The 14,906-nt window shown below is 70.9% G+C and carries 16 protein-coding genes, 1 tRNA gene and 1 pseudogene; 6 read left to right on the top strand and 12 right to left on the bottom strand.

Annotated elements, in window-relative coordinates; genetic code table 11:
- Positions 1-38: 38 nt before the first annotated feature.
- From ABD224_RS06355 to ABD224_RS06365, 3 genes are all read right to left on the bottom strand, one after another.
- The gene (locus tag ABD224_RS06355; RefSeq protein ID WP_344047782.1) at positions 39-467 is read right to left on the bottom strand and encodes a DUF2267 domain-containing protein; all 429 of its coding nucleotides are present in this window, start codon (positions 465-467) and stop codon (positions 39-41) included.
- 141 nt (positions 468-608) lie between these two features.
- Positions 609-1,028 carry an Hsp20/alpha crystallin family protein gene (locus ABD224_RS06360; RefSeq protein ID WP_344047697.1) on the bottom strand — a complete coding sequence of 140 codons (420 nt, stop codon included), beginning with the start codon at positions 1,026-1,028 and terminating at the stop codon, positions 609-611.
- 185 nt (positions 1,029-1,213) lie between these two features.
- Positions 1,214-1,687, bottom strand: a complete 474-nt coding sequence (locus ABD224_RS06365) for a carboxymuconolactone decarboxylase family protein (RefSeq protein WP_344047784.1) — start codon at positions 1,685-1,687, stop codon at positions 1,214-1,216.
- A 258-nt stretch (positions 1,688-1,945) separates the two neighbouring features.
- Between ABD224_RS06365 and ABD224_RS06370 the strand changes: the two genes are divergently transcribed.
- Entirely contained in the window at positions 1,946-2,824 is an 879-nt protein-coding gene (locus ABD224_RS06370) for a universal stress protein (RefSeq protein WP_344047699.1), read from the top strand.
- 132 nt (positions 2,825-2,956) lie between these two features.
- Here ABD224_RS06370 and ABD224_RS06375 read toward each other — a convergent pair whose 3' ends face one another.
- Positions 2,957-3,913: a GlxA family transcriptional regulator gene (locus ABD224_RS06375; RefSeq protein WP_344047701.1), complete on the bottom strand. Its 957-nt coding sequence runs from the start codon at positions 3,911-3,913 to the stop codon at positions 2,957-2,959.
- 113 nt (positions 3,914-4,026) lie between these two features.
- On the opposite strand from ABD224_RS06375, the gene ABD224_RS06380 reads away from it, so the two are divergent.
- Positions 4,027-4,533: a hypothetical protein gene (locus tag ABD224_RS06380; RefSeq protein WP_344047703.1), complete on the top strand. Its 507-nt coding sequence runs from the start codon at positions 4,027-4,029 to the stop codon at positions 4,531-4,533.
- A gap of 37 nt (positions 4,534-4,570) precedes the next feature.
- Here the strand turns inward: ABD224_RS06380 and ABD224_RS06385 are convergent, their stop codons facing one another.
- From ABD224_RS06385 to ABD224_RS06405, 5 genes are all read right to left on the bottom strand, one after another.
- Positions 4,571-5,890 (bottom strand): DUF445 domain-containing protein, encoded by a 1,320-nt coding sequence (locus tag ABD224_RS06385; RefSeq protein WP_344047705.1) that lies wholly within the window; start codon positions 5,888-5,890, stop codon positions 4,571-4,573.
- A gap of 418 nt (positions 5,891-6,308) precedes the next feature.
- Positions 6,309-6,998: a DUF1707 SHOCT-like domain-containing protein gene (locus tag ABD224_RS06390; RefSeq protein ID WP_344047707.1), complete on the bottom strand. Its 690-nt coding sequence runs from the start codon at positions 6,996-6,998 to the stop codon at positions 6,309-6,311.
- A 9-nt stretch (positions 6,999-7,007) separates the two neighbouring features.
- Positions 7,008-8,018, bottom strand: coding sequence for an ABC transporter ATP-binding protein (locus ABD224_RS06395; RefSeq protein ID WP_344047786.1), 1,011 nt, complete (start codon positions 8,016-8,018; stop codon positions 7,008-7,010).
- A 111-nt stretch (positions 8,019-8,129) separates the two neighbouring features.
- Entirely contained in the window at positions 8,130-8,969 is an 840-nt protein-coding gene (locus ABD224_RS06400; protein WP_344047710.1) for an ABC transporter permease, read from the bottom strand.
- Positions 8,962-9,768, bottom strand: coding sequence for an ABC transporter permease (locus tag ABD224_RS06405; RefSeq protein WP_344047713.1), 807 nt, complete (start codon positions 9,766-9,768; stop codon positions 8,962-8,964). The genes ABD224_RS06400 and ABD224_RS06405 overlap by 8 nt, the downstream gene beginning before the upstream one ends.
- A 221-nt stretch (positions 9,769-9,989) precedes the next feature.
- Between ABD224_RS06405 and ABD224_RS06410 the strand changes: the two genes are divergently transcribed.
- Complete coding sequence (locus tag ABD224_RS06410; RefSeq protein ID WP_344047715.1) at positions 9,990-12,401, top strand: transglycosylase domain-containing protein; 2,412 nt, start codon at positions 9,990-9,992, stop codon at positions 12,399-12,401.
- 73 nt (positions 12,402-12,474) lie between these two features.
- Here the strand turns inward: ABD224_RS06410 and ABD224_RS06415 are convergent, their stop codons facing one another.
- Both ABD224_RS06415 and ABD224_RS06420 read right to left on the bottom strand, forming a co-directional pair.
- Complete coding sequence (locus ABD224_RS06415; RefSeq protein WP_067388156.1) at positions 12,475-12,831, bottom strand: GroES family chaperonin; 357 nt, start codon at positions 12,829-12,831, stop codon at positions 12,475-12,477.
- A gap of 54 nt (positions 12,832-12,885) precedes the next feature.
- Entirely contained in the window at positions 12,886-13,206 is a 321-nt protein-coding gene (locus ABD224_RS06420; RefSeq protein ID WP_344047720.1) for a DUF3618 domain-containing protein, read from the bottom strand.
- Positions 13,207-13,351: 145 nt separating this feature from the next.
- On the opposite strand from ABD224_RS06420, the gene bcp reads away from it, so the two are divergent.
- From bcp to ABD224_RS06435, 3 genes and pseudogenes are all read left to right on the top strand, one after another.
- Positions 13,352-13,819 carry a thioredoxin-dependent thiol peroxidase gene (gene bcp, locus ABD224_RS06425; RefSeq protein ID WP_344047722.1) on the top strand — a complete coding sequence of 156 codons (468 nt, stop codon included), beginning with the start codon at positions 13,352-13,354 and terminating at the stop codon, positions 13,817-13,819.
- A gap of 93 nt (positions 13,820-13,912) precedes the next feature.
- Positions 13,913-14,110 (top strand): annotated as a pseudogene (locus ABD224_RS06430) (HNH endonuclease); the annotation flags it as partial.
- A tRNA-Leu gene (locus ABD224_RS06435) sits at positions 14,110-14,193 on the top strand. The pseudogene ABD224_RS06430 and the gene ABD224_RS06435, both read left to right, overlap by 1 nt.
- A 99-nt stretch (positions 14,194-14,292) precedes the next feature.
- Here ABD224_RS06435 and rdgB read toward each other — a convergent pair.
- Entirely contained in the window at positions 14,293-14,895 is a 603-nt protein-coding gene (gene rdgB / locus ABD224_RS06440) for an RdgB/HAM1 family non-canonical purine NTP pyrophosphatase (RefSeq protein ID WP_344047724.1), read from the bottom strand.
- Between the last annotated feature and the right edge of the window lie 11 nt (positions 14,896-14,906).

A 14,906-nucleotide genomic window follows, 5' to 3' on the forward strand; every position in this document is an offset into this window, starting at 1 on the left:
TCCTGCGGCGGCCGCCGTGCGCAGGGCGTCCGCGTGGGTCACCGCGCCGGTGTCAGCTCCGCTCGGCCGAACAGCAGGGCGTAACCCGAGGGGAGTTGGTTCAGGATGCGGGTCAGCAGGTCCTCGTCCAGCAGGTCGGCCAGGACGCTGAGGACCGAGCTGACGTCCCAGCGGGCCGTGGCCGGGGTGGAGCCGTCGATGCGGGCCGCCGCCGCGTCGACGAACTCCGCGGCCGTCAGGGGACGGGTGACCGGGATCTGGGAGGCGATCACCCTGGCCGCCTCCTCGGGAAGGGCCTGGGCCAGCTCCACCCGTTCGTCACCGGTGACGTGGCCGCCGAGGACGGACAGGACGATGCGGGTGACGCGCTCCGCCTCCGCCCTCGTCGTGTACTGGCCGGCTTCCTGCACCCGCTCCGTCAGTTCCCTCCACTTCCGCTGGTCAACCGCTTCGTCACGGGCATGCATGTCTCGCGTCGTGGTCTCTCCCCGTACCGTTGGCGCGATCATCCTGCGGTCCTCCTCCGCGTGGGTCGTGGATCCGTCCGGACACGTCGTCGCGTCCCGTGGGCGGGTACGGAGCCCACGGGACGCGTGCGGCACGCCGCGTCAGCCGCCGAGCTGCTTGCGGTCGCTGCCGCCAGTGATCTGGATCTTGCGTGGCTTGGCCTGCTCGGCGACGGGGATGCGCAAGGTGAGGACGCCTGCCTCGTAGGAGGCGTCGATGCGATCCGTGTCGAGGGTCTCGCCGAGGAAGAGCTGGCGGGAGAAGCTGCCCATGGGCCGTTCGGCGACGATCGTCTCGGCGCCCTCGGGGGCCGGGGACCTGCGCTCGGCGTGAATGCTGAGGACGTTGCGTTCGACGTCGATGTCGATGCTCTCCGGGTCGACCCCCGGGAGATCGAAGTGAACGATGAGGTCGTCCCCCGAGCGGTAGGCATCCATCACCATCGCACCCGGGCGGGCGGCGCCGAAGAACTGCTGTGCCAGGCGATCGAGTTCGCGGAACGGATCGGAGCGCATGAGCATTACAAGTCACTCCCTCCCGATGGCACTGTTGTGCGGTGCCCCACCTCTTATATAAGGGAAGGAATGAAAATTGACAAGCATGGACTCAGGTTCGGGCGTCCGTCCCAGCTCCTGGGGCATACACCTGCGGCGGCCCGGTCCGGGAAAGGACCGGGCCCCCGCAGGTGCGGTCTAAGTCAATGGCATCAGTCGAACATGCCCGGCTCGTAGTGGCCCGCCGGCTGCCGGATGATGACGTTCAGGCGGTTGAAGGCGTTGATCAGGGCGATGAGGGAGACCAGGGCCGCCAGCTGGTCCTCGTTGTAGTGCTTGGCGGCGTTGGCCCAGGCCTCGTCCGTCACACCGCCGGCGGCGTCGGCGAGACGGGTGCCCTGCTCGGTCAGTTCGAGAGCGGCGCGCTCGGCCTCGGTGAAGACCGTGGCCTCACGCCAGGCCGCGACCAGGTTGAGGCGTACGGCCGACTCGCCGGCGCGGGCGGCCTCCTTGGTGTGCATGTCGACGCAGAAACCGCAGCCGTTGATCTGACTGGCGCGGATCTTCACCAGCTCCTGCGTCGACGTCGGAAGTCCCGACTCCGCGAGCGTCTTGTCCGCGGAGACGAGCCGACGGACGAACGCGGCCGCGACGGGGTTGTCCTGCAGGGGAAGACGGGCTTCCAGAGCTTCCATTCCGGGCTCCTCGAAAGAGTCAGTTCTACTGCTTGTGTTCACGCGTGCGCCCATACGACGGAGCCGGGCCCGCGGTTGTGACAACCTCACGCGCCCCACGCGTGTGATCCGTGTCTCGTTGTCGCGGTTGCCGGCCGGCGTGGACCTGTGCGCCGAACCGCCCCGTGGAGAGGTCCCTTGGGCCCATGCGGCACGGCGCCGTCTGGGAGAGGCTGGGCAAAAGAGGAAGTCTCGGACGAAGGAGCTCCGGTGCCCGGTCTGGTGGTCGTAGGTGTGGACGGGTCGGAGTCGAGCCTTGCCGCGGTGGAGGTGGCGGCTCGGGAGGCGCGGCTGCGCGGGGCACGGCTGCGGGTGGTGCACGCGTTCATCTGGCCGGTGATGCCTGTGCCCCTGGGACCGTCACCGCTGGGTCCGCCGGACGGTGGGCTCCAGAACATGGCCGACCGCCTGGTGGCGGAGGCGGTGGAACGGGCGCGGACGGCGGAGCCGGAGGTGGAGATCTCCTCCGACGTGGTGACGGGTGAGCCGTTGACCGTGCTGGAGGCGGAGTCACGCGCCGCGGATCTGGTGGTGGTCGGGTCCCGGGGCATGGGCGGGTTCGTGGGGCTGCTGGTGGGGTCCACGGCGGTCCATCTGGCGGCGCACGGCCGGTGTCCGGTGCTGGTGGTGCGCGGACAACCGGAGACCGAGGGTCCGATCGTGCTGGGCGTGGACGGCTCGGCCGCGGGCGAGAAGGCGGTGGACTTCGCCTTCGCCGAGGCCGAGCTGCGCAAGGCACCGCTGGTGGCGCTGCACGCCTGGACGACGTGGAACGCGCCCCTGCCCGAACCCCAGGACGCGTCGGCGCCGTACGCGAACCCGCCCGGCACGCTCGCCCAGACGGAGGAGCGTCTGCTGGCCGAGGCGATCGCCGGCCACAAGGAGCGGCACCCGGACGTGGTGGTGGAGCACAAGATGGTGCACGGCGGAGTCCGGGAGGCCCTGATCGAGGCGAGCCGGTCCGCCCAGCTGCTGGTGGTCGGTGCCCGGGGCCGCGGCGGTTTCACCGGGCTGCTGCTGGGGTCGGTCAGCCAGGCCCTGCTGCATCACGCCCACTGCCCCCTCGCCGTGGTCCGCGGCACGAAATGACCGCCCCCGGGCGGCGTGGTCCACGGCGGGGGGCGTCCGTTCCCGGTCGGTGCCGGTGGCGGTGGGTGGGCACGGCCTCCGGCAGGTCTGCTCTCCCTCAGTCCCGCAGTTCCGCGGCTCCGCGTCTCTGCCTCAGTCCCGCGCCGTCCGGAACGCCTTCCGGTACGCCCTCGGGCTCGTCCCCACCACCCTGCGGAAGCGTTCCCGGAATGCCGTCGGGGAGCCGAAGCCGGCCTTGAGGGCGATGCGCTCCACCGGGTACGGCGTCGTCTCCAGCAGGTACTGGGCGCGCCGCACCCTCGCCCGGTGCAGCCACTGCAACGGTGTCGTACCGGTCTGTTCGCGGAAGCGCCGGTTGAGGGTACGGGTGCTCATGCCGGCGTGGGACGCGATCTCCTCCAGGGTGAGGTTGCGGTCGCAGTTGTCCTCCAGCCACCGCAGGACCGGCTCGAGCGTGGTGCCGGCCGGGGCCGGGGGCAGCTCGTGGACGATGAACTGGGCCTGGCCGCCCTCCCGTTCCAGCGGCATCACCGACATGCGGGCCGTGTGGGCCGCGACCGCCGAGCCATGGTCCTTGCGGACCATGTGCAGGCACATGTCCAGCGCCGCGGCGGCGCCCGCCGAGGTCAGGAACTGGCCGTTGTCGACGTACAGCACCTTCGGGTCGACCGTGACCCTCGGGTGGCGCTCGGCCAGGTGCCGTGCCGCGGCCCAGTGCGTCGTCGCACGCCGTCCGTCCAGCAGGCCCGTGGCGGCAAGGACGAAGGCGCCCACGCAGATCGAGGCGATGCGCGTGCCGTTCGCCGCCGCCGTGCGCAGCGCGTCGGCGACGCCCGGCGGGAGCGGCTCGGCCGGGTCGGCCTGTCCGGGCAGGATGATCGTGTCGGCTTCCGCCAGCGTCTCCAGGCCGTGGGGCGCCCGCACGGTGAACGCACCGCCCGCCGCCCTCACCTCCGGCGCCACCGAGCACACCCGGACCTCATAGGGCTCCTCACCGTCGGGCAGCCGTACCCGGCCGAAGGTGTCGATGGGGACGGAGAGGTCGAACGGGATCACCTGGTCCAGCGCCAGAACGGCCACGATGTGCATGGCGCGAGCGTAGGCGGGGCCGTCCGCCACCCGCACGGGCGGTGGCGAGAATCCGTTGACAGCTGGCACTCTCGCCACTTCTTCGCAGCCGGCCGCGCCTCTAGCGTCGGGGCGTGACCGCGTTCCTTCTCTCCGTGCATGTTCTGGCCGCGATCGTCGCGATCGGGCCCGTCACCGTCGCCGCCAGCATGTTCCCGCCCGCCGCGCGCAGGGCACTGGCCGCGCCCGACGATCCCCGGGCCGTGGAGACCGTACGGCTCCTGCTGCGGATCTGCCGGGTGTACGCCGTCGTCGGTGTCGTCGTTCCCGTGTTCGGGATGGCCACGGCCAAGAACATGGGTGTGCTCGGCGATACGTGGCTGATCGTGTCGATGGTGCTGACCGCGCTCGCCGCCCTGCTGCTCGTCGCGTTCGTCCTGCCCCGGCAGACCGCGATCGCCGAGAGCCTCGAACGCCGGCCCGCGGAGGGCGACGGCGGTGACGTCGCCGTCGCCACCGCTCCCGCCGTCACCCGTGAGGCCACCGTCCGGCTCGCGATGCTCACCGGGGCGTTCAATCTGCTCTGGGCCGCGGTGACCGTTCTGATGATCGTCAGGCCGGGCTCGACGACGGGGGTGTGAGGCCGCCGCGGCGGCTCCCGGTGCCCCGGGGCACCGTCTACGCCCCCAGCGCCCTCGACACCGTGTGGATCGCCAGGCCCGCCAGCGCGCCCACCACCGTGCCGTTGATACGGATGAACTGCAGGTCGCGGCCGATATGGGCCTCGATCTTGCGGGTGGTGTGCTGGGCGTCCCAGCCGGCGACGGTATCGGTGATCAGGGAGGTGATCTCCTTGCGGTACGTCGTCACCACGTACACCGCCGCCCCCTCGAGCCAGCCGTCGATCTTGCCCTGGACCTTGGGGTCCTCGGCCATCCGGGCCCCCAGGGACAGCAGTGAGGCACGGGCGCGCAGACGCAGCTCGCTGCGCTCGTCCTCCGCCGCCGAGACGATCATGGTTCGCAGGGCGCTCCAGGCGGAGGCGATCAGGTCCTGCACCTCGCTGCGGCCCAGCACCTCGCCCTTGAGCCGTTCGACACGCGCGCGTGTGTCGGTGTCGGACTGCAGGTCGGAGGCGAAGTCGGCGAGAAAGCGGTCCAGGGCTCCGCGCGCGGGGTGGCCGGGCATGTCCCGCATCTCGGTGACGAAGCGCAGCAGCTCCTTGTAGACCCGCTCACCGACCTTCCGGTCGACGAACCTCGGGGTCCAGCCGGGCGCGCCGCCCTGGACGGCGTCCCTCACGAAGTCGCTGTGCAGCACCAGCCAGTCGTGGGCGCGGGAGACGATCAGGTCGACGGCCCGCTTGTGGCCGCCGTCGGCGACGATCCTCTCCAGCAGCTTGCCGAGGCCGGGCGCGATCTCCTGTGCCTCGGCTCTGCGGTTGATCGCCTCACCGATCACGGCCTGCACATCGGAGTCGCGCAGGACGGTCAGGGCGCCGCGCAGTGCGGTGGCCAGCTCCGCCGTCACCCGGTCGGCGTGTTCCGGCCGGGCGAGCCAGGCGCCCACCCGGCTGCTGATGCCGACGGCGCGCAGCCGCTGGCGCACCACTTCCTGGGAGAGGAAGTTCTCGCCGACGAACTCGCCCAGCGAGACGCCGAGCTGGTCCTTCTTGTTCGGGATGATCGCGGTGTGCGGAATGGGCAGGCCGAGCGGGTGCCGGAAGAGGGCGGTGACCGCGAACCAGTCGGCGAGCGCGCCGACCATGCCGGCCTCGGCGGCGGCTGCCACATAGGTCGTCCAGGCACCGGCGCCCGTGTGCCCGGCCCAGGTGGCGAGGGCGTACACCACGGCCACGAACAGCAGGAGCCCGGTAGCGGTCAGCTTCATCCGGCGCACCCCGCGGGCCCGCTCCTCGTCGGCGGGACTGAACACGGTCATCGCGCGGCGGGAGGCGGCCTGTGTCGTGTCCGGGCCGTCCTGTGTCGTCTGTTCCATCCGCTCCACCCGTTCGGTGATCCCGCACACAATTGTCCCTTCCTGACCGACTCCCGGAACGGAACGAGAGTTCCCGGCGCCTGTCGGGAAGGGGTCGTCGGCAGGGTCCTGTCAACGTTCCCGAGCCCAGGAAGAGACGTGTGCTCATCGGATCGGAGCTTCGGGCTTCCACCGTCCGAGGAACCCGAAGGGCCACGGAGGACCAACGGGAGACCGAGGAGAACCGAGGAAAGCCGGGGAAAAACCGAGGGGAACCGGGGAGAACGACGCCCGCATGGCCAGGCGTCACGGTTGTGCCCCGCTGACCGCGGTCCTCGCGCTGATCGCCGCCGTGTCCGCCGCCCTCTCCACGGCCGCCCACAGGGCGGACGACCGCGTCATGGGCGACCGCACCATGACGACCGCGCCACGCCGGTTCTCACCACAGCTCTCGGCGGTTTTCCTTGCGGGCCAGTTTCTCCCTGCGGCGCTCCTCCTTCAGATGGCGGCGCTGCGCCGCCGTGAGTTTGCGCCGGACGCCCACACCGCCCCAGAAGGCCACGCCGGTCACGATCACCCGCGGAGCGCCCGGCTCGGCCGGGACGCCGTCCTCCCGGTGGTCGAAGCCGCCCATGATGCCGACACCGCGGACCACGACCTCCACACCGGGCGGCACGATCACGTCCACACCGCCCATGATCGCCACACAGTTGATCTCGACCTCGCGGTCGGCGAAGCTGGCCTCGCGCAGATCGACGGTGCCGCCGCCCCAGAAGGTGAAGCAGTTGAACCGCTTGGGCACGACCCAGCCGCCCTTGCGTTCGAAACCGCCCAGGACGGCGACGGCCCAGGACGAGGTTCCCTCGCCGCCGACCACCCGGCCGGCCCAATCGCCGTTCTGTTCCGGCCGCTTGGTCATGTCGACGGTCGGAGCACTCACCCCGGGTGCGGGCAAGTCCCGGGTGAGCGGCGCGAGTTCGCCGTAGGTCCGCGCCTTGTACGCCGCTTCCAGCCGCTCCTCGAACTCCGTCATGTCGAGACGGCCCTCCGCGAGGGCGTCCCGCAGTTGTTCGGCGACTCTTTCACGATCGGCGTCGGAAGCGCGAAGCTCCGGGAGGTCTTCCGTCATGACAGCAGCCTACGAGACCGCTTTCTCGGCGTACATCCTCCCGATGACCGCCTCGATGTCCGGCTCCCGCACCGACAGGTCGGCCAGCGGGTACGCGGCCGCGATCCGGGCGACCAGCTCGGCCGCCGACTCGTCCGCCGGAAAGGCCAGCCACTGGCGCGGCCCCTCGACCCGCACCACGCGCGCCGGCGGCAGCTCGATCGGCGGCAGCTCCCGCTCCAGGTCGACCACCAGGGTGCGCTCGTTCCCGCCCGCCTGGTGCAGACCGGCGAGCGGGCCGTCGTACACCAGACGCCCGTGGTCGATGACCATCACCCGCGAGCACAACTGCTCGATGTCCTGCAGGTCGTGGGTGGTCAGCAGCACCGTCGTACCGCGCTCGGCGTTCAGGTCCCGCAGAAACCCGCGGACCTTGGCCTTGCTGACGACGTCCAGGCCGATGGTCGGCTCGTCGAGGTAGAGCACCTCCGGGTCGTGCAGCAGGGCCGCCGCGATGTCCCCGCGCATCCGCTGGCCGAGCGAGAGCTGCCGTACGGGGACGTCCAGCAGACCGCCCAGCTCGAGGAGTTCCACGCAGCGGTCGAGGTTGGCGCGGTACCGGGCGTCGGGGATGCGGTACATGCGGCGCATCAGCCGGTAGGAGTCGATCAGCGGCAGATCCCACCACAGGGTCGTGCGCTGCCCGAACACCACCCCGATGCGCTGCGCGAGCCGGGTCCGCTCACGGGAGGGGTCGATGCCGGCGACCCGCAGCCGGCCGCCGCTGGGGGTCAGGATCCCCGTGAGCATCTTGATCGTCGTCGACTTGCCCGCGCCGTTCGGGCCGATGCAGCCGACCATCTCGCCGCGCGCCACACGGAACGAGATCGCGTCGACCGCCCGCACCTGCCGCCGCTCACGCCGCAGGAACCCGGTCCTCCTGCGGACCTCGAAGACCTTCTCCACCCGGTCGACCTCGATGAAGCCGTCGTCCCCGCCGTCCGCGCCGCCCCCGTCGGCCCAGCCGTCCGAGCCGCCCATGCCGTTCCCGTGGCCCATGCCGTTCCCGCCGCTCTTGCCGTCCCGGCCACCCGTGCCGTCCCGGCCGCCCCTGCCGTTCACCGCTGTCGCCATACGGCTCCGCACACCCCTTCAGCTTCCCGTGCTCCGATACGACCGCAGCCCCACCCGCCACGCCGCTCCCGCCAGCGCGCAGCACCCCACCGCGACCAGCGGCGGCGCGAACGCCGTCCACCAGGGCAGATCCAGCGGATACGGCCGCCCGAGCACATACAGCGCGGGCAGCCAGTTGACGAAGGCCAGCGGCAGGACGAACGTCACCCCGCGCACCAGCTCCTTGCCGAACACCGTCGGCGGGTACTGCAACAGCGTGGTCCCGCCGTAGGTGAAGGCGTTCTGCACCTCCGAGGCGTCCTGCGCCCAGAACTGGAAGGCGGCCCCCGCCACGAACACCGCGCAGAAGATCCCGCAGCCGCTGATCACCATCACCGGCATCAGCAGCAGCTTCAGCGGCGTCCAGTCCACGTCCAGCCGTGCCAGCGCCCAGCCCAGCAGCAGCACGCCCTGCGTCACCCGGCCCACCCGGCGCAGCGCGAACCGGTCGGCGGCCACCTGGGCGAGCACCGGCGCGGGCCGCACCAGCAGGATGTCAAGGGTGCCGTCGCGCACCCGCCGCCCCAGCCGCTCCATCGAGCCGATCGCCAGGTCGGCGAGGCCGAAGGCGGTATTGGCCAGCGCGTACAGGAAGGCGATCTCGGGCAGCGAGTAGCCGCCCAGCGCGTCCACATGGGAGAACATCAGCAGGATCGCCACGAAGTCCAGCGCGGTCCCCACGAAGTTCCCGAGCGTGGTCATGACGAAGGAGGCGCGGTAGGCCATCGTGGAGCGGATCCACATCCCGGCCACCAGACGGTAGGTCCGCAGCCCGTCCAGCAGCCGGCCGGCCCCGCGGTACCCGGTGAGCTCAGCCACCCTGCACCACCACCCGCCGTGTCGCCACCGCCTGCACCAGCCGCCCGGCCGCCAGCAGCACCACCGCCCACGCCCCCTGGAAGGCGTACGTCTCCAGCGGGTCCGCGTGCCCCAGCAGGACATCGGCGGGAGCCTGGAGCAGCGAGGACCACGGCAGCATCCGGACCACCTCGCCGAGCGTGCCCGGGAAGACGTTCAGCGGCAGCAGCATCCCCGAGCAGAAGATCCCGGCCAGCCAGGCCATCTGCTGCACGCCCATGCCGTCCAGCAGCCAGAACGCGCTCAACGCCACCAGGAACCGGATCCCGAAGCCCACCAGCATCGCCAGGGACACCGCACCGAGGAACGCCAGCCAGGTCAGCGGGTCCGCCGGCAGGGACACCGGGAAGAACAGCGCCCCGAACGCGAACGGCACCACCCCCCGGCCGACCAGCTGGAACAGCGTCCGGCCCACATCGGCCGCCAGCCACCACAGCTGCAGATCCACCGGCCGGTACAGGTCGATCGCGACATCACCCGTACGGATGCGCTCCATCAGCTCGTCCTCGACGCCGCCCCCGCCGAGCGCCAGCGCCGCCAGGAACGCCTGCCCCAGCCACACGTACGTCACCGCCTGCGCCGGGTCGTAGCCGCCCAGATGCGGCCGGGCGCCCCATAACGCCAGATAGGTGTACACGAGGATCACGCCGAACACGGTGTTCGTGAACACCCCCGCCACCGTCGCCGTCCGGTACGTCGCGTACCGTCGGAACCCTCTCGCCGCGACGGCCGCATACAACCGTCCAGCGCCCACGCCCATCCGCCTCCCCGCACCCATGACGCCATCCATGACGCCGTCCATGACGACAAAGCGCGTGAGCCTATTACGCCCGGGACGTGACTTTCCACGCATTTTCCGGCCTGGCAGGTGCGCGCGGCCGGGAACGGAACGTCCGATGCGAGAGTCTTCATCCAGGGACGCAGAAGGCGCATGAGGACGTACGGGAACGTACGACGCGAAAACAGGAGTCCGTACACACAATGAGCGACGAGCCGATGCCGCAGCCGCCGCACCGGGACGAGGCCGCGCCACAGCCACCGGCGGCGCACGCGACGGACGCCGGTCCGGGCGGCCGGCCCCGCCGCACCGGATGGCGCCGGGCCATCCCGACCTGGCGCATGATGCTCGGCGGTTTCATCGTCGTCGTCCTGCTGGGCATCGGCGCGTTCTTCCTCGGCTACTCACTGGTGAAGATCCCGCCCGCCAACGCCCTGGCCGTCAAACAGGCCAACGTCTACCTGTACGCCGACGGCACCGAGATCGCCCGCGACGGCGAGATCAACCGCGAGAACGTCGGCCTCGACCAGATCTCCAAGGACGCCCAGCACGCCATCCTCGCCGCCGAGGACCGCGACTTCTACACCGAGTCCGCCGTCGACCCCAAGGCCATGCTGCGCGCCGCCTGGAACACCGCCACCGGCAAGGGCCGGCAGTCCGGCTCCACGATCACCCAGCAGTACGTGAAGAACTACTACCTGGGCCAGGAGCAGACCATCACCCGCAAGGTGAAGGAGTTCTTCATCGCGATCAAGCTGGACCGCAACCAGTCCAAGGACAAGATCCTCGAGGGCTACCTCAACACCAGCTACTTCGGCCGCAACGCCTACGGCATCCAGGCCGCCGCCCAGGCGTACTACGGCATCAAGGCCAAGGACCTCGACCCGGCCCGCGCCGCCTACCTGGCCGCGCTGGTCAACGCCCCCAGCCGGTACGACGTCGTCGCCCACCCGGAGAACAAGCCCGCCGCGCTGGCCCGCTGGAACTACGTCCTGGACGGCATGGTCTCCGAGGGCTGGCTGAGCCCCGCCGAGCGGGCGAGGACGACCTTTCCCACGCCGAAGGAGGCCACCGTCCCCATCGGCATGGCCGGACAGCGCGGCTACATCGTCCGCGCGGTCAAGGACTACCTGGCCAAGAACGGCATCCTCGACGAGGAACAGCTCGACGCGGGCGGCCACCGCATCACCACGACCCTGCGCAAGCGCCAGCAGGACGCCTTCGTCAAGGCCGTCGACGACCAGCTGATGAGCAAGCTCGACAAGAAGAACCGCGAGGTCGACACCTACGTCCGGGCCGGCGGCGCCGCGATCGACCCGAAGACCGGCGAACTCGTGGCCCTCTACGGCGGCATCGACTACGTCAAGCAGTACACCAACAACGCCACCCGCCGGGACTTCCAGGTCGGCTCCACCTTCAAGCCGTTCGTGTTCACCGCCGCCGTCGAGCACGCCGCCCAGACCCGCGACGGCCGCCTGATCACCCCGAACACCTACTACGACGGCACCAACAAACGCCCCGTCGAAGGCTGGAACGGCTTCTACGCCCCCGAGAACGAGGACCAGCGCTCCTACGGCACCATCACCGTCCGCGAGGCCACCGACAAGTCCGTCAACGCGGTCTACGCCCAGATGGCCGTGGACGTCGGCTGCGAGAAGGTCAAGGACACCGCTCTCGCCCTCGGCCTGCCGGCCGACACCCCGTCCCTGACCGCCACCCCGTCCATCGCGCTCGGAGTGGCCAACGCCAGCGTCGTGGACATGGCCCAGGCCTACGCCACGCTCGCCAACCACGGCAGGCACATCCCGTACACACTGGTCAAGAAGATCACCAGGAACGGGACCGACACCGTCGAGCTGCCCGAACGCGACGAGTCCCAGAAGATCAGCCGCCAGGCCGCCGACACCACCACCGCGGTCCTGCGCAGCGTCGTCCAGAACGGCACCGCCACCGCCGCCCAGGCCGCCGGACGCCCGGCCGCCGGCAAGACCGGCACCGCCGAGGAGGACAAGGCGGCCTGGTTCGCCGGCTACACCCCCGACCTGGCCACCGTCGTGTCCGTCATGGGCCAGGACCCGGTCACCGCCCACCACAAGCCGCTCTACGGCGCCCTGGGCCTGGAGCGCGTCAACGGCGGCGGACCGCCCGCCCGGATCTGGGCCCAGTTCACCCGGAACGCCCTGAAGAACAAGCCGGTCACCGACTTCGACCTCGAGCTCCAGCCGGGCGCCGACCAGCCCGCGGCACCGCCCACCGCCCCCGTCGAGACGCCGGACACCGACGGCGAGGACGACGGCGACACGGACACCGGCGACCAGGACCCCCGGGACCAGGACACCGGGGGCCGGGAGCAGGACCCCGAGGAGCACAGCACGGACGGCACCACCGAGGGCATCACCGAGGGCACCACCGGTGACATCGGCGGCCTCCCGCCGACCGGCGGCACCGGCGCGGACACCGGAGGCACCCCGCCCGGCGACACCGGCCCGGGAGGCACCCCCGGAGGCTCCGGAGGACCCGGCGGCCACGACGGCGGCGGCTGGGGCTCGCCGGGCGGCACCTCCGGCGACGGCGACACGACAGCCGGCGTGCTCAGCGGCCGAAGGCCGTCCTGAACACCAGCAGGGGCCGGTGACACCTGTCACCGGCCCCGCGCCGAAGGGCCCTTGCCCAAGGCCCGCACACCGCCTACAGGTACAGGCCGGTGGAGTCCTCCGACCCCTCGAAGCGGTCCGCGGCCACCGCGTGCAGATCACGCTCGCGCATGAGCACGTACCCGACCCCGCGCACCTCGACCTCGGCACGGTCCTCCGGGTCGAACAACACGCGGTCCCCCGGTTCCACGGTCCGCACGTTCTGCCCGACCGCCACGACCTCCGCCCAGGCCAGCCGGCGTCCCACCGCCGCCGTCGCGGGAATCAGGATGCCGCCGCCCGAACGCCGCTCGCCCTCGTTGTTCTCCTGCCGGACGAGCACCCGGTCGTGCAGCATCCGGATGGGCAGCTTGTCGTGGTGGCTGCTCTGCTCATTACTCTTGGCGCTCACGCCTGAAAACCTACCTGCTCCCGGCGCGTCCGCACGCGGTGGGGGCCGAGCGGCTCAGCTCCGGCGCCTGCGGGCACCGAGCGCCAGCAGGCCGACCAGTCCGACGGCGACGAGCGCGACCGGGACGACCCGCTCCAGACGGGGAGCGCCCCGTTCGTCCACGAACTGCGCCCGCACCTCGCTCACGACCCGGTTGACCTGCACATAGGCCCGTCCGAGCGTGTGGTCGACCTGGGAGGCGACCTTGGCCTTGGCGTCACCGACGATGGTCTTCGGGTGCACCCTCATCCCGATCTCGTCGAGCATCTCGGCCAGTGCCTCACGGCGGCGTCTGATGTCCGCCTCGATCTCATCCGGGGTTCTGGTGTCCGCCACCGTAACGCCTCCGAAGTCGACTGCTGCCTGTTCGACTGCTTCCTGTTCGACACAGTCTGTCAGTTCTCGCTCCGACCGCGCCGTCGGCACCCCCGGTTACCCTCGGAGCGACACGGTATCGGCACCTGTGAGGAGACGACCTTCGATGACCGAGCGGCTCCAGCCCGGGGACGTCGCCCCCGCCTTCACCCTCCCCGACGCCGACGGCAAGGAGGTGTCGCTGGCCGACCGCGCGGGCCGCAAGGTCATCGTCTACTTCTATCCGGCCGCCCTCACCCCCGGCTGCACCAAGCAGGCCTGCGACTTCACCGACAACCTCGGCCTCCTGGCCGGTGCCGGCTACGACGTGATCGGCATCTCCCCCGACAAGCCGGAGAAGCTGGCGAAGTTCCGTGAGAAGGAGTCCCTGAAGGTCACCCTTCTCTCCGACCCCGACAAGAAGGTCCTGGAGGCCTACGGCGCCTACGGCGAGAAGAAGCTCTACGGCAGGACGGTCGTCGGCGTCATCCGCTCCACGGTGATCGTCGACGAGGAGGGCAAGGTCGAACGAGCCCTGTACAACGTCAAGGCCACCGGCCACGTGGCCAAGCTCATCAAGGATCTCGGGATCTGAGGAACCGGCCTCCGCGGCTCGCGCGTGCGGCCCGCACCGGGGTGCCCGGTGCGGGCCGCTGTGCGTTCCCGTGCGTGACGGTCCGACGGCCGGTGTGCGGAGTGCGGGACCGGCCCCGAGTGGCTCGGCAGGTCCATGACGCTGGAGGTCGATCACATCAACGGGGACTGGAGCGACAACCGGCGGGAGAACCTGCGGCTGCTGTGCCCGAACTGCCATGCCACCACCGGCACCTGGTGCAGGGGAGGAAGAAGACGACAGGCGGCTCCCGGTACGATGGCAGGCGGCTAGCGGCGGTGGCGCAATGGCGACGCAGCAGACTTAGGATCTGTGGCCCTTGACCGGGCTTGAGGGTTCGAATCCCTCCCGCCGCACACAAACGGCCTGCCCACCGAAGGATCGATACGCAGGCCGTTTTTATCTGTTTTTATCTGTTTTTGTCTGTCTGGCTGTGTCCGCTCGGCTTCGTCCGCTCAGCCCAGCAGCTCCCGCACCACCGGTACCAGGGCCCTGAACGCCTTGCCGCGGTGGCTGATCGCGTTCTTCTCCTCCGGGGACAGTTCGGCGCACGTGCGGGTCTCGCCCTCCGGCTGGAGGATCGGGTCGTAGCCGAAGCCGTTCGTGCCCGCGGGCCGGTGGCGCAGGGTGCCCTGGAGCCGGCCCTCGACCACCCGTTCCGTGCCGTCCGGCAGGGCGAGGGCCGCCGCGCAGGCGAAGTGGGCGGTCCGGTGTTCGTCGGGGATGTCCGCCAGCTGGGCCAGGAGCAGGTTCAGGTTGGCCTGGTCGTCGCCGTGGCGGCCGGCCCAGCGGGCGGAGAAGATGCCGGGGGCGCCGCCGAGGACGTCGACGCAGAGGCCGGAGTCGTCGGCGATCGCGGGAAGGCCGGTCTCCCGGGCGAGGGCGTGGGCCTTCAGCAGGGCGTTCTCCGCGAAGGTGACGCCGGTTTCCTTGACGTCGGGGACCGACGGGTACGCGTCCATGCCGACCAGTTCATGGGGCAGGCCGGCGTCGCCGAGGATCGCCCGCAGTTCGGCGATCTTCCCGGTGTTGCGGGTGGCGAGGATCAGTCGGGTCATGCTGGGCCGCT

Source organism: Streptomyces thermoalcalitolerans (assembly GCF_039525155.1).
Lineage (GTDB): Bacteria > Actinomycetota > Actinomycetes > Streptomycetales > Streptomycetaceae > Streptomyces > Streptomyces thermovulgaris.

What these genes read in the sequence shown, in the direction of transcription:
- ABD224_RS06355 (WP_344047782.1), bottom strand. Translation starts at nt 467, where the DNA reads ATGCATGCCCGTGACGAAGCGGTTGACCAGCGGAAGTGGAGGGAACTG.
- ABD224_RS06360 (WP_344047697.1), bottom strand. Translation starts at nt 1,028, where the DNA reads ATGCTCATGCGCTCCGATCCGTTCCGCGAACTCGATCGCCTGGCACAG.
- ABD224_RS06375 (WP_344047701.1), bottom strand. Translation starts at nt 3,913, where the DNA reads ATGCACATCGTGGCCGTTCTGGCGCTGGACCAGGTGATCCCGTTCGAC.
- ABD224_RS06385 (WP_344047705.1), bottom strand. Translation starts at nt 5,890, where the DNA reads ATGGAACAGACGACACAGGACGGCCCGGACACGACACAGGCCGCCTCC.
- ABD224_RS06390 (WP_344047707.1), bottom strand. Translation starts at nt 6,998, where the DNA reads ATGACGGAAGACCTCCCGGAGCTTCGCGCTTCCGACGCCGATCGTGAA.
- ABD224_RS06395 (WP_344047786.1), bottom strand. Translation starts at nt 8,018, where the DNA reads ATGGGCGGCTCGGACGGCTGGGCCGACGGGGGCGGCGCGGACGGCGGG.
- ABD224_RS06405 (WP_344047713.1), bottom strand. Translation starts at nt 9,768, where the DNA reads ATGGGCGTGGGCGCTGGACGGTTGTATGCGGCCGTCGCGGCGAGAGGG.
- ABD224_RS06410 (WP_344047715.1), top strand. Translation starts at nt 9,990, where the DNA reads ATGAGCGACGAGCCGATGCCGCAGCCGCCGCACCGGGACGAGGCCGCG.
- bcp (WP_344047722.1), top strand. Translation starts at nt 13,352, where the DNA reads ATGACCGAGCGGCTCCAGCCCGGGGACGTCGCCCCCGCCTTCACCCTC.
- rdgB (WP_344047724.1), bottom strand. Translation starts at nt 14,895, where the DNA reads ATGACCCGACTGATCCTCGCCACCCGCAACACCGGGAAGATCGCCGAA.